At 67.7% G+C, this 12,422-nt stretch carries 12 protein-coding genes; 5 read left to right on the plus strand and 7 right to left on the minus strand.

The window, feature by feature from the left end; all coding sequences use genetic code 11:
- Nucleotide 1: 1 nt before the first annotated feature.
- Together ACYSM9_RS12305 and ACYSM9_RS12310 are read left to right on the plus strand one after the other, a co-directional pair.
- The gene (locus tag ACYSM9_RS12305; RefSeq protein WP_461857244.1) at nt 2-1,201 is read left to right on the plus strand and encodes an N-acetylglucosamine-6-phosphate deacetylase; all 1,200 of its coding nucleotides are present in this window, start codon (nt 2-4) and stop codon (nt 1,199-1,201) included.
- A gap of 100 nt (nt 1,202-1,301) precedes the next feature.
- Nucleotides 1,302-2,939 (plus strand): HNH endonuclease signature motif containing protein, encoded by a 1,638-nt coding sequence (locus ACYSM9_RS12310; RefSeq protein WP_461857245.1) that lies wholly within the window; start codon nt 1,302-1,304, stop codon nt 2,937-2,939.
- A gap of 35 nt (nt 2,940-2,974) precedes the next feature.
- Here the strand turns inward: ACYSM9_RS12310 and ACYSM9_RS12315 are convergent, their stop codons facing one another.
- From ACYSM9_RS12315 to ACYSM9_RS12340, 6 genes are all read right to left on the minus strand, one after another.
- The gene (locus ACYSM9_RS12315) at nt 2,975-3,847 is read right to left on the minus strand and encodes an MBL fold metallo-hydrolase (protein WP_461857246.1); all 873 of its coding nucleotides are present in this window, start codon (nt 3,845-3,847) and stop codon (nt 2,975-2,977) included.
- A 6-nt stretch (nt 3,848-3,853) separates the two neighbouring features.
- The gene (locus tag ACYSM9_RS12320) at nt 3,854-4,486 is read right to left on the minus strand and encodes a GyrI-like domain-containing protein (RefSeq protein WP_461857247.1); all 633 of its coding nucleotides are present in this window, start codon (nt 4,484-4,486) and stop codon (nt 3,854-3,856) included.
- The gene (locus ACYSM9_RS12325; RefSeq protein ID WP_461857248.1) at nt 4,483-4,971 is read right to left on the minus strand and encodes a hypothetical protein; all 489 of its coding nucleotides are present in this window, start codon (nt 4,969-4,971) and stop codon (nt 4,483-4,485) included. Before ACYSM9_RS12325 ends, ACYSM9_RS12320 begins: the two co-directional genes overlap by 4 nt.
- Nucleotides 4,972-5,062: 91 nt before the next feature.
- The gene (locus ACYSM9_RS12330; RefSeq protein WP_461857249.1) at nt 5,063-5,941 is read right to left on the minus strand and encodes a Rieske (2Fe-2S) protein; all 879 of its coding nucleotides are present in this window, start codon (nt 5,939-5,941) and stop codon (nt 5,063-5,065) included.
- A gap of 78 nt (nt 5,942-6,019) precedes the next feature.
- Nucleotides 6,020-6,319: a putative quinol monooxygenase gene (locus tag ACYSM9_RS12335; RefSeq protein WP_461857250.1), complete on the minus strand. Its 300-nt coding sequence runs from the start codon at nt 6,317-6,319 to the stop codon at nt 6,020-6,022.
- A gap of 40 nt (nt 6,320-6,359) precedes the next feature.
- A complete protein-coding gene (locus ACYSM9_RS12340; protein WP_461857251.1) occupies nt 6,360-7,730 on the minus strand; it encodes a cation:dicarboxylate symporter family transporter in 1,371 nt (456 codons plus the stop codon).
- Nucleotides 7,731-8,176: 446 nt separating this feature from the next.
- Here ACYSM9_RS12340 and ACYSM9_RS12345 point away from each other — a divergent pair, with 446 nt between their 5' ends.
- On the plus strand, nt 8,177-8,590 hold the full coding sequence (locus ACYSM9_RS12345) for a hypothetical protein (protein ID WP_461857252.1): 414 nt from the start codon (nt 8,177-8,179) through the stop codon (nt 8,588-8,590).
- 75 nt (nt 8,591-8,665) lie between these two features.
- On the opposite strand, the gene ACYSM9_RS12350 is transcribed toward ACYSM9_RS12345, so the two are convergent.
- Nucleotides 8,666-9,712, minus strand: a complete 1,047-nt coding sequence (locus ACYSM9_RS12350; protein ID WP_461857253.1) for an Lrp/AsnC family transcriptional regulator — start codon at nt 9,710-9,712, stop codon at nt 8,666-8,668.
- A 114-nt stretch (nt 9,713-9,826) separates the two neighbouring features.
- Between ACYSM9_RS12350 and ACYSM9_RS12355 the strand changes: the two genes are divergently transcribed.
- Nucleotides 9,827-11,047 carry a M20 metallopeptidase family protein gene (locus ACYSM9_RS12355; RefSeq protein WP_461857254.1) on the plus strand — a complete coding sequence of 407 codons (1,221 nt, stop codon included), beginning with the start codon at nt 9,827-9,829 and terminating at the stop codon, nt 11,045-11,047.
- Between the two features lie 77 nt (nt 11,048-11,124).
- Nucleotides 11,125-12,414, plus strand: a complete 1,290-nt coding sequence (locus ACYSM9_RS12360) for an MFS transporter (protein WP_461857255.1) — start codon at nt 11,125-11,127, stop codon at nt 12,412-12,414.
- Nucleotides 12,415-12,422: the final 8 nt, after the last annotated feature.

Consider the following 12,422-nt stretch of genomic DNA (forward strand, 5'->3'; position numbering starts at 1 on the left):
GGTGGGCAACGGGCTGACTCTTCAAGGACGGATAGTGACCGCCTCGCTGGACATCGCGGACGGGGTTGTGGCGGTCGACGGCGGCCTGGTCACCTTTGCGGGGCCGGCGTCGGAATATCCCGGCGTACTTCCAGCCGGCGCACCCTCCGGCCGCGTCCTGGTGCCCGGGCTGGTGGACCTGCACTGCCATGGCGCCTACGGCTCGGATTTCTCGGAAGGCTCGTTGGCCGGGGCGACGCGGGCGGCGCGCTTCCTGCACAGCCGTGGAACCACCACGCTGGTGGCCAGCCTGGTCACGGGCACACCAGCGGACCTGGTGAGGAACGTTGCGATGCTGCGGGACCTGACGGGCCAGGGGTTGGTTGCCGGCTCCCACCTGGAGGGACCGTTCCTCTCCTCACAGCAGTGCGGTGCCCACGATCCCGGCCTCCTGCTGGAGCCGGATATGGAGCTGGTGTCCGGGGTGCTGGCCGCCGCCGGCCCATCACTCGCCTCCATGACGGTCGCCGCGGAACTTCCCGGCGCCGGCGGGCTTGTGGAACTCCTCGCTTCCCGGGGCGTCGTTCCTTCGCTGGGCCACACGGCAGCGGACCATCCGACGGCGGCAGCTTTCCTTGCGAGGGCGGCTGCCGGCTTGGGCCCGTCAGGACACTCCACCGGCAGGCACCGGCCCACGGTCACCCACCTGTTCAATGCGATGCCTCCCCTGCACCACCGCTCCCCCGGGCCGGTGTCGGCCAGCCTGGATGCGGCGCGCGCCGGTACGGCAGTGGTGGAACTGATTGCCGACGGCGTCCACCTGGCTCCTGAGACGGTCAAGCTGGTGTTTGACCTGGTGGGGCCGGAGAACGTCGCCCTGGTTACCGACTCGATGGCGGCCACTGGCCTGGACGACGGCCGCTACCGGCTGGGGTCCCTGGCAGTGACGGTGGACCAGGGCGTGGCCCGGGTGGATGGCACAGGCGCCATTGCCGGCGGCACCGCAACCCTGCTGGACGTTGTCCGTGCCACGGTTGCCGCCGGCGTCCCCCTTCGTGATGCGGTGACCTCCGCGTCCGCCGTCCCGGCCTCGGTCCTCGGACTCGCGGCGCGGGTTGGGGACCTGGGCGCGGGAATGCAGGCCGATGTCGTGGTCCTTGACCGGGACCTGGGCCTGGCCGGGGTACTGCGCCGCGGCGAGTGGGCTGTTCCGCCCTCCTGAACTCCGCTTCTGCCCGCTTCCACCTTCGAATGTCAGACCCCCGTTAGATGATGTGGGTATGGGAATCAGCAGGGGTGTTGGGACGGCGGTGGAGGGTGTTTTGGCCTCTGTTGCTGGTGTTGCTGCCCTGGATGCGCTGTTCGTGGAGGACTCAGTCCTGGCTTCGGGCAGCGGTGTTGGTGCCGGTGTGGATGTGTTGCAGCGGCGGTATGAGCTTCGGCTGGAACGGATGGAGCTGCGGGCGCGGCTGCAGGCGCAACTGATGGCCGGCCAGGCGCAGGATGCGGCGGAGTGCATCGGGTTCCAGCAGGCCATGACGTCGCCGGAAGCCACCGCGCAGGAACGCTGCTGGGCCCGGATGTCCGTGGTGGAGGAGGTCGCAGGGGTCCTGACCGTCAGTTCCGCGGCGGCGGGTGCTTTTGTGGACCAGGCGCAACGGGTCTGCTCACTCCCACCCGTGATGGACGCCCTGGCCGCGGGCGCGATGTCGTGGCAGCACGCGAAGATCATCGCGGACGAAACCGAGGGCCTCGATGCTGCCGGCGCGGCAGGGCTGGTGGCGCATTTCTTCGACCCCGACGCCCCGAACCCCGCCCGGGGCGCGGCGCCGGGTGAGCTGGTGCCGTCCCGGTTCCGGGCGAAGGTCCGTGGGTGGCGGGAACGGCACCACCCCGAATCGATCGAGAAACGGCACGCCAAGGGGGTGGCGGACCGGAGGATGGAATACCGCCCGGACAAAGACGGCATGGCCTGGATCTCACTCCATGTCCCCGGGGTCACCGCCTCGGCGATCTGGAACCGCACCACCGCCATCGCCCGCGGCCTCCAAGGCCCCGACGAACCCCGCACCCTCAGCCAGCTCCGCCCCGACATCGCCGCCAGCCTGCTGCTCGGCGCCGGAACCACCAGCGCCGGAACCGCCAGCTCCGGAACCATCAGCGCTGGAACCACCGGCTCCGGCGGCACCGGCTCCGGGGATGGCAGTTCCCCACACCCAGGAACCACGGCCCTCGGCCAGGTCCCCGTCCCAAAGGCTGACGTCCTGGTGATGGTTCCGGTGTTCTCCGCCCTCGGCGTCACCGACGAACCCGCCATCCTCGACGGCCACGGACCGATCCCCGCTTCCATGGCCCGCAAACTCCTCGCCGACGGCGCCGACTCCTTCTACCGCGTCCTCGTCGACCCGGCGGACGGAGCGCCCCTGGAAATCGGCCGCAGAAGCTACCGGCTCACAGAGACCATCAAACGCTGGATCCGGATGCGCGACGGCCGATGTACCTTCCCCGGCTGCACCAACCGCACCCTCGACAACGAGACCGATCACCTCCAAGCCTGGCAGCACGGCGGGCAAACTGGAGCGTCCAACCTCGCACAGCTCTGCCCCAAACACCACAGGCTCAAACACAACACCGGCTGGACCCCCACCCCCGCCACCATCAACGAACCACCCGGCTGGACCTCACCCTCCGGCCGCCACCACCCAGCCGAACAACACGACCCAGAACCAACCCACTGGCCACCCGGGATCCTGCCTGCACTCACTCGCGACGGGCAGCGCGGCGGGGAGTCTGCAACGGACGAGCGGCAACACTGGGACACCGCAGACCCAGCCGACCCTGCCCAGTGGGAGCCCGACGCCGAAGGCCTCCTGGACCTCAACGACTTCTCCCCGGACGACCCACTCTGGGCAGAATTCTTCACCAAGCCCTTCGCCCTGCAGCACGTCGCCCTGCAGTAACGGCTGCCCTGACAGTCCCATTGCCTGGCTGCCGGTTAGCCTGGCGCGCCCCGTGTCGGCAGCTGGCCCCGGAGTCGTTCCCAGACCGCCTTCGGCGATCCCGCCCGCTGGCCCAGGAACCTCCGCTGCCTGCGTTTCCTGGCAGCCAACGCCCTGAGCCGCGGAGCAACAGCCACCCCCACCGGTCTTCCGTGACCTGGCGCCAGCAGGGCGGGGCCAAGGTTGGCGAGCGCTGCGATGGACTCCATCGCAGTCTTCGAGTTCCACGTGGTGTAGCGTGGCGGACCTGCCAGGTCAGGCGTTCCCAGCAGGAACCCCTGGAGGGAGTTCAGGTTGACGGTGACCACCGCATCGCCGGTGATGAGAACCCGGTCGCTGGAACGCCAGTACGCAACATGCCCGGGTGTGTGGCCCGGGCAGGAAACCGCCACCCACCCAGGTAGTCCCGGCAGTTCGCCGCGCGGGCCCAGGGGACGGACGACGTCGGAAATGTCACCGCCGGCCTCGATCCCCCGCCGCCTGCGCGCGCCCAGCAGGCGCATCAGGGGCGCAACCACCCACCGGTCCAACGGCATGGAGAACTCGGGAACGTACTTCCCGGCAGCCATCGGCAACTCGGCAGGATGGACGTACACCGGCACCTCCCATTCCCGGGCCAGTGCGCCTGCACCGCCGGAGTGGTCGGGGTGGATATGCGTCAGTGCGATCGCGACCGGTTTGGCATCGGGCCCGAGCACACTCCCCACGGCCTTGCGCACCGGTTCGGCACTGCCGGCCCAGCCCGCGTCCACCAGCATCCAGGCAGGGCCGGAATTCACCAGGTACAGGTTCGAAGCCAGCGGGCCGCTACCGGCGGTGAGGAGGAAGACGCCGGGAGCGATCTCGCGCGGCTCGCTGACACGCATCATGGGACGTCACGCCACGGGGTGGCGGATCAGGGTCCGCAGCTTCTCCGGCGCGCTGCGGCGCGGGTCGCCCAGATAGATCTCATGGTGCCGTCCCCTTGCTTTCAGTCCCGCAGCCGTGATCGCCGCATCCAGGCGGGCGATGGTGGGTGCTTCGTCCGCGTAGGGACCGACGTGCATCGTCTGCGCGCAGCGGCCCTCTTCCCATTGTTCAAAGCTGAGCAGGTCCAGGGCGGGTATTCCCTTGGGCCTGGAATCCTGCACGGCGCGTTCGAGCAATGCTTCGTCAATGGGCCCGGGCTGGACCATCATGGCCTGCCAGCGCCATGATTCCCGCTCACCGGACATGCCCGCGAAGCCGGCAGTGACGGGTTCTGTTGGCTTCGGTTGTGTTGGATCGTCGAACCACCACAGCGCCTCCAGCGGCATCATTTTCGTGGCTTCGCCCGTCTCCTTCTTCAACCGGAAGTGCGCGGCGTAGCTGACGGTGAAGAGGGCCTGCACTGCCTCGGCAAACGCCGGGCCGTTGGGATCGCCCGTGCCGCGGACGATGGCGTAGAGCAGCATAGGGACATCCACGAAGTCAACGGCCCCTTTGCGCGCCTTGTAAAGCCCGCCGATGTCCTGCAGGAGGTCGCTCATGGCGCGTGCACCCCGTTCAGCCTCCTGGCGGCAGCCTTTGCTGCGTTGCTGCGGCCAGCTGGATTTTCAGCCTGCGACGGGGCAACCAACCCCAGGGACAGCAGCAGGAAACCCAGTTCGGCGAGGCCGGCGGCAAAATAGACAGCCTGCAGGGCACTGAAGGGAATGAAGACCATCTGGACGAAGATCCAGGTCAGAACCGCGTAGCCCGCCGTCGCCGACGCGATCCCGGCCCAGCGGTGCCGGCGGAGGACCAGGATGAAGGCGGCGAGGTGCACGCCGCCAACAACTCCGGCGAGCAACAGACCGGGCACCAGGTAGCTGGTGAAGGGGGAACCGGCCAGCATAATGTCGGGAACGGCCATTTCCCGGGGAAGGCCAAGGCGCTCCGGACCGAACCAACTTCCCAGCGCCATGAGCAGTCCGCCGGTCAGCGAGGTCACTGCCACGAAGCCCAGCGCGGACAGAAGAGCCGTGCGTTTCATGGTTTCACCCGCACGGTTCAGCCCCACGCCGACTCTTCATGGGGACAGTGTGCCTCCGCCCCCTGGAGGATAGTAGGGCCGAATGGCCTCTCTACCCGTCCGCCCCCGGCAGGCACACCTCCACGGTTCCGCCGCTCACCCGCGTTTCAAAACGGGGCTGCCTTGCGGTGGCGGGCCCAGCCTTCACCTCGCCGGTACGCAGCGAAAAGGTGCTGCGGTGCCACGGGCAGACGACGCACGGGTCCCCGGCGTCGTCCTTGATCCTGCCTTCGTGCAGCGGCCCTGAAAGGTGGCTGCAGACGTCCGACAGCACGTCCACCGTGTCTCCGTCGCGGTGCCCCAGCAGCGGAATCCCTGCCACGTCGCGCTTGTGGAGCCCTCCCTGCGGGAGCTCCGACAGCGGTGCCAGCGGGTGCCAGCCGGACGGGAAGCGGTGCGGAATTTCCTCACTGTGGTTGACGCCGGCCGCCTGCCGGTAGGTGAGGTGGCCGCCCAGGAAACCGCCGGCACTCACGGTGGCCAGCCCAAGGTACGCCAGTACCTTCCCGCTGCCGTGGCTTCCCCGTGCCCGCTGCACCAGCGAGGCAAGGTAGAGGCTGGTTGCCGTGACGTTGGCTGCTGCGTGCACCAATCCCACGCGCTGCTGCTGCGGGTGCAACTGCGCCCAGTCCGTGAACCCGGCCAGCGCGGATGGCAGCACGCCGGCGGTTCCCACGCCGATCAGAATCCGGGCGGCTTTCTCACCGCCCGGCACGGCGTCGAGCACGCCCGCGGAGACCCAGGCGCCAATCGGCACCTGGACCGCCAGCGGGTGCACCGGGTGGCCAATGGGAACGCCGTGCAGGACATCACGTGCCCAGCGTGCCGGAATGACCTTCTTCACGGCCTTCCGGACGCTCTTGGCCAGGGGATCGAGCCATTCAGCGTCCTCGAAGCGGGTGACAAGCTCAAGTGCAGGCAACGGTTTCATGTGTCCTCCCTTACCCCGTTTGTCCCGATCCACTCACGCGGCGTGGTCCGAACCACTCGCATGGCGCAGCCGAAACGGCTACCGCAGCGGTGATCCCAGGACCGTGAACCGGTGGCCGCCGTTCTCCCCGGACAGCAGGGGCATAGCCTCGGCAATGGCCGCACGGGTGCTGTCCAGCTGCAGCGATGCCTGGTGCGCCTCGGCGGATTCCCAGAGTTCGCAGACGAACACGGTGTCCGGCATGTCGTTGTTGATGCCCACTTCGTACTGCAGGCATCCGGCCTCCCTCAGCCCTGGCTTGGGCCGGAGGAGTATGTCCACGAGCGCGTCGCGCTGGCCGGGTTTGGTTCCAAGGGTTCCCACGTTCGCAAAGGTCATGGGAACAGTGTGCGGCACCGCACTGACGCAGGGCGGGAGGCTACCTGGCCGCCACCGGATCGGCGGGGGCAGCGAGGTCCGGCGCCGGACCTTCCCCGGCAACCTGGCCGTCCCAGGCAAAGGCGCGGAGCATGGCGTCCCGGTCGAACTGGCCCTCCCACTTGGACACCACGAACGTGGCCACGCAGTTGCCCAGCAGGTTCACCACCACGCGCATGGAATCCATCAGCCGGTCGGCGCCCAGGAGCAGCGCGACGCCGGCCACCGGGAAGATGCCCAGGGCACCTGCCGTGGCGGACAGGGCGAGGAAGGCGGAGCCGGGAACGCCCGCCATGCCCTTGGACGTCAGCATCAGGACGCCCAGCGCGGCGAGCTGCTGGCCCAGGTCCAGGTGGTAGCCGAATGCCTGCGCCAGGAAGAGCAGCGAGATGGAGAGGTACAGCGCTGCGCCGTCCAGGTTGAAGGAGTAGCCGGTGGGGACAACCAGCCCCGTGGTGGCGCGGGAGCAGCCGGCGTTGGTTAGCTTGGTCATGATCCGGGGCAGCACTGACTCCGTTGACGCCGTTCCCAGGGCCAGCAGGAATTCCTCCCGCGTGTACTTCATGAACTGCCACAGCGGCACCCGCGGGTAGGCCCATGCCACCACCAACAGCAGCCCGATGAACACCAGTGCGGCGCCGTAGCAGGCGGCGACCAGCAGGGCGTAGGTGCCCAGGGAACCGAGTCCGTACTGCCCGATAATGAACGCCATGGCGCCGAACGCCCCCACCGGCGCCACGCGCATCACCCAGCCCATGATCCTGTAGAACAGCTCCAGCACAGTTTCCATCAGCGTGACCACCGGCAGGCAGCGTTCACGTCCGACGACGACAATCGCCGCCCCGAAGAACACGGAGAAGCACAGGACCTGCAGGAGGCTGTTGCTGGCGAACGCGCCCACCACGCTGGTGGGAATGATGCCCAGCAGGAAGGCGCCGGCGTCCTTGGGCGGGGCCGTCGACGTTTTGGCGTTGAGGGCGTCCTGGGACAGGGTGGCGGGGTCGATGTTGAGGCCGGCGCCCGGCTGCACCAGGTTCCCCACCACCAGGCCGAAGACCAGTGCGAACAGCGTGGCGGCAGTGAAGTAGGCCAAGGCCTTGATGCCCACCCGCCCTACCGCCTTGACGTCGCTGACGGCGGCGATTCCGGTGACGATCACCAGGAAGATCAGCGGGGCGATGACCATCTTGATCAGCTGGATGAACCCGTCACCGAGCGGACGCAGTCCGGCGCCGATGTCCGGCCAAAGGTGGCCGATCACGATGCCGGCGATGACCGCCACCATGATCTGGAAGAAGAGGGACGTGTAGAGCGGCTTCCTGCGCGCCGGGACGGCCGGTTCCGGGGAGGATGCTGCGGCGGTGATGTTCATGCCGGTGCCTGTTCGTTGAGGGACGGGCGGCACTCGGGATGCCGCAGGGTCGTCAGCAACAGTAGGAAAACCATGTTTCCGGAAAGATAAATCCGCAATGCGGAAGTATTAAGTTGGAGGCGGCAGCCAGGACTGACTACCCGAAGGTAGGGTAGGCAGCCCCCCTACCCGGCCGTTTGCCGCCGGCGGATGATTTAACAACCGGATCCCACGTGGAAGGATCAGGAGTCCAAGCCGCCCGCTTGCGGCGGGCGCGCTGTCATAAATGGGACGGGCAGGCTGCGGCCGCCACAGTGTTCCTGAACATCATGCTCATTACTGGACGGCTTTAAGGCTGCCCACAAAGGTGAATCGCATCCTTTGAGGAGCAACGAGAAATGTAGAATACGCAAAAAAATCGCTCAACCCGGGCAAGGGTGGCCCTGGTTCCAGTCCTGTCATTAGGCATGTTCGGCGGTTTCCTGGCATTGGCCGCACCGGCCAACGCCGAAACAAGCCGCTACGGCTGTACGGTTGACCCGCTGGATCCAAAGGACCTCCACGGCGACGACGTCGACTTCAGCATCAAGGCCGATTGCAACGGCGAAAAGACCGTCGAGATCCGCCAGCGGATCTATGAGGACGAGCGGGGTTCCCATCACGACGACCTCCTCGCCAAGCGGCTGGTCACCGTGGACTTTGACCGCCATGACGACGCCAGGACCCTTCACTACCGTGTCGATGTCGACGACCATCACCGCAATGGGGAAGAGGTCTACCAACTCGTCTCGTTCCGCGTTCAGAACCACGGCGGACACTGGTCCGACTGGACTGAATGGGAGAAGAGCGCCGTAGTGGAAGTCGACCATCACGGGCACTAGGCGTTGGACGCCCGCACCCACAAAGCAGGGAACCAGGGGGGCAGCACCCCTGGTTCCTTCCTGCTCCTGCCCGCCTCAGTCCGCGGGGCCCAGGCTTCCGGCATGCACGACGGCGCCACTCGCCGTCGTATCTTCGTTCAGCATCCAGCCCACCCGCTTGACCGTCCGCAGCATCACGGCGCTCTCGACGATGTCGATGCCGGGCACCTTCTGCTGCAGCGCCAGTTCCGCGGACATGACATCCGCGAGCGTGTGCAGCCACATGATGATCACGAAGTTCGTGGGCCCCGTGGTGGAGGCACTGAGCCTGACGTTGCTGATGGTGCGGATCCCGGCGGCCGCTGCCTCATGCTGGCCGGCCGGTACGTTGACGAACCACTGGCAGGTCACCGGGAACGAGGAATAGCGCTGGGCGATTTCGCACCGGAAGGACAGGATCCCGGTGGCCAGCACGCGGTTCAGCTGGCGCTGGACGGTGGCGGGGTGGCGCCCCAGACCCCGCGCGATCTCCGCTGCCGTGGCCCGGCCATTCCGGGCCAGGAACGGCAGCAGGTCCAGGTGGCTCTGAAGCCGGCCGGCCGCCGCCTTCGCTTCTTCGGGGACGGGCTGGGGCGCGAGGGTGCGCAATACTGCCAGTTGCGCCCGGCTCAGGACATTCAGCCGCCAGTCGTCACCGCTGCTGTGCAGCCGGGTGCACAGCGCCACCTGGTACTTGGTCAGCCCCTTGATCGCCTTGAGCCGGGAGACGATCTTTTCGCTGAATTCCTCCAGCGAGCGGGTGATCACCGTCAGCATCAGGTCCCGGTTGCTGGCAGCTTCCTCCACGGTGACGATTTCCGGCACGGCGGCCAGCTGTGCGGTGACACTCTCCCTGCGATTCATCTCGCAGTCCACGGCAACGTAGGCCAGGAGCATCTGTTTGGGGTCGCCGGCAAGGTGGGCCGTCGCCCAGGCCGCGCCGCTGCCAGTGAGCCGTTCCCAGCGGGAGGCGAGCGTGGTGGCGTGGACGCCCAGCACCTTCGCGGCGTCGGCCCAGCCCATCCGCGGCGAGGCCTGCAGGACCTGGATCAGGGCGAGGTCTTCCTCGCCCAGTTCTGCCGCATCCGCCCGTTCCAGCTGCATGGATCCTGTCCCAACTAATAAGCCAAAGCATATTTCCAGCGCTTTCACCGAATGTGAACCACGCCACTTCAGAATAGTCCACGAGCCCTGATGCCAATGCCAAGGAGTAACCACGTGCCCATTGCCGACGACGCCAAAGACCTGCAGGAAGACCTCATCCGGCTCCGCCACGACCTGCACCGGCAGCCCGAAATCGGGCTGCAGCTTCCGCGGACCCAGGAGCGCGTCCTCCAGGCCCTGGACGGCCTGCCCTATGAGATCACCCTGGGCAAGGACACCACGTCGGTCACCGCCGTGCTGCGCGGCGGGAATCCTGGTGCCGGGGAACAGCGCCCGGCAGTCCTCCTGCGCGCAGACATGGACGGACTGCCCGTCCAGGAAAAGACCAGGGTCGACTTCACGTCGCAGGCGGACGGCGCGATGCACGCCTGCGGCCACGACCTGCACACCTCCATGCTCGCCGGAGCCGCCACCCTCCTGGCCGAGAAGAGGCACCTGCTCCAGGGCGACGTCGTCCTGATGTTCCAGCCCGGCGAGGAAGGGTTCGACGGCGCCAGCTACATGCTGCGCGAAGGCGTCCTGGACGCCGCCGGCAGCCGCGTCCAGGCCGCGTACGGCATGCACGTGTTCTCCTCGCTCGAACCGCACGGCACCTTCTGCACCAAACCCGGCGTCATGCTCAGCGCCTCCGACGGCCTGGAGATCACCGTACTCGGCGCCGGCGGCCACGGCTCCGCCCCGCATTCGGCGAAGGATCCCGTCACCGTTGCCGCGGAGATGGTCACCGCCCTGCAGGTGATGGTCACCCGGCAGTTCAACATGTTCGATCCCGTGGTCCTGTCCGTGGGGGTGCTGCACGCCGGCACCAAGCGCAACGTCATCCCCGAATCCGCGCGCATCGAGGCCACCATCCGCACGTTCTCCGAAGCCTCGCGCGTGAAGATGATGGACGCCGTGCCCCGCCTGCTCAAGGGGATTGCGGCCGCCCACGGGGTGGAGGTCGCCGTCGACTACCTGCAGGAGTACCCGCTCACCATCACCGACGAGGACGAAACGCACACCGCCGAGAAGGTGATCACGGAACTCTTCGGCGAGCGCCGCCTCTCGCGCTGGGCCACCCCGCTGAGCGGCTCGGAGGACTTCTCCCGGGTGCTGGCCGAGGTGCCCGGCACGTTCGTGGGCCTTAGCGCCGTCGCCCCGGGCGGGGACCCGGCCACCTCGCCGTTCAACCACTCACCGTACGCAACGTTCGACGACGGCGTGCTGGCTGACGGGGCCGCACTGTACGCAGAGCTTGCCGTTTCCCGGCTGTCCGCGCTTTCGCGGGCCTGCTGACCATGAACAGCGCGCCTAAGGGCAGCAGCGCCGCCGCCCGTTCCACCACAACCGAAACAACACCCAGGAAGAAGATCATGTCCGTTGCAGCAACCACGCCACAGACTGGACGCATGTCCACCGCGAAGACCATCGTCGGCACCGGCATCGGCAACGCCGTCGAATGGTACGACTGGGCCATCTACGCCACCTTCACACCGTTCATCGCCAGCCAGCTCTTCAGCAAGCAGGACCCGGCGTCGGCCGTGCTGTCCACCCTCGCGATTTTCGCCGTCGGTTTCGTGGCACGGCCCTTCGGCGGCTTCCTCTTTGGCTGGATCGGCGACCGGGTGGGCCGGAAGGCGTCGATGACCCTGGCCGTCGGCCTCGCTTCCCTGGGCAGCCTGATGATCGGCGTCGCGCCCACCTTCGCGGCCGTCGGGGCGTTCGCCTCGCTGATGCTGCTGGTGGCCCGGCTGGTCCAGGGCCTGGCACACGGCGGCGAGCTGCCGTCGTCGCAAACGTACCTGTCCGAAATGGCACCGAGGGAGCACCGCGGATTCTGGGCCACCCTGATCTACACGTCCGGGACCGTGGGCATCCTGTTCGGCACGCTGCTCGGCGCCGTGCTGAACATGGCCCTCAGCACCGAAGCGATGAACGCCTGGGGCTGGCGGATTCCTTTCCTGATCGGCGCCGCAATGGGCCTGTACGCGCTGATCATGCGCTCCCGCCTGCACGAGACGGAGGCATTCGAGGGCGAAGCCCTGGCGGAGAAGCGCGCCCCGATCTGGCCGCAGGTGGTCCGGTACCGCAAGCAGGCGCTGCAGGTGATCGGCCTGACCGTCGGCCTCACCGTCATCTACTACATCTGGGGCGTCGTGGCACCGAGCTACGCCACCACGGCCCTGAAGATCGACCGCGGCGAAGCCCTGTGGGCCGGCGTGGTCGCCAACATCGTGTTCATCGCCGCCCTGCCCGTGTGGGGCAAGCTGTCGGACCGGATCGGGCGCAAGAAGGTGCTGTGGGCCGGCGCCACCGGCTCGGCCCTGTTCCACTTCCCCATGACATGGCTACTGAAGGATTCCGCCTGGCAGCTGGCGGTTTCCATGTCCGTGATGCTGGTCTTCATCGCCGCGAGCGCCGCCATTGTGCCGGCCGTCTACGCCGAGCTGTTCCCGACGTCGATCCGCACCGTGGGCGTGGGCGTCCCCTACTCCATCTGCGTGGCGCTGTTCGGCGGGACCGCACCGTACCTGCAGCAGTGGCTGGGCTCCTCGCTGGGCGCGCCGCAGGTGTTCAACGTTTACGCGGTGCTGCTGCTGGCGGTCAGCGCGGCCTTCGTGTTCACCATCCCCGAGACAAAGGGGAAGGACCTGCAGCACTAAGCCCCAAG

This window comes from Arthrobacter sp. C152 (assembly GCF_054890965.1).

Coding starts and splice junctions, on each gene's coding strand:
- ACYSM9_RS12315 (WP_461857246.1), bottom strand. CDS start 3,847: ATGATGCGTGTCAGCGAGCCGCGCGAGATCGCTCCCGGCGTCTTCCTC.
- ACYSM9_RS12320 (WP_461857247.1), bottom strand. CDS start 4,486: ATGAGCGACCTCCTGCAGGACATCGGCGGGCTTTACAAGGCGCGCAAA.
- ACYSM9_RS12325 (WP_461857248.1), bottom strand. CDS start 4,971: ATGAAACGCACGGCTCTTCTGTCCGCGCTGGGCTTCGTGGCAGTGACC.
- ACYSM9_RS12330 (WP_461857249.1), bottom strand. CDS start 5,941: ATGAAACCGTTGCCTGCACTTGAGCTTGTCACCCGCTTCGAGGACGCT.
- ACYSM9_RS12335 (WP_461857250.1), bottom strand. CDS start 6,319: ATGACCTTTGCGAACGTGGGAACCCTTGGAACCAAACCCGGCCAGCGC.
- ACYSM9_RS12340 (WP_461857251.1), bottom strand. CDS start 7,730: ATGAACATCACCGCCGCAGCATCCTCCCCGGAACCGGCCGTCCCGGCG.
- ACYSM9_RS12345 (WP_461857252.1), top strand. CDS start 8,177: ATGTTCGGCGGTTTCCTGGCATTGGCCGCACCGGCCAACGCCGAAACA.
- ACYSM9_RS12350 (WP_461857253.1), bottom strand. CDS start 9,712: ATGCAGCTGGAACGGGCGGATGCGGCAGAACTGGGCGAGGAAGACCTC.
- ACYSM9_RS12360 (WP_461857255.1), top strand. CDS start 11,125: ATGTCCGTTGCAGCAACCACGCCACAGACTGGACGCATGTCCACCGCG.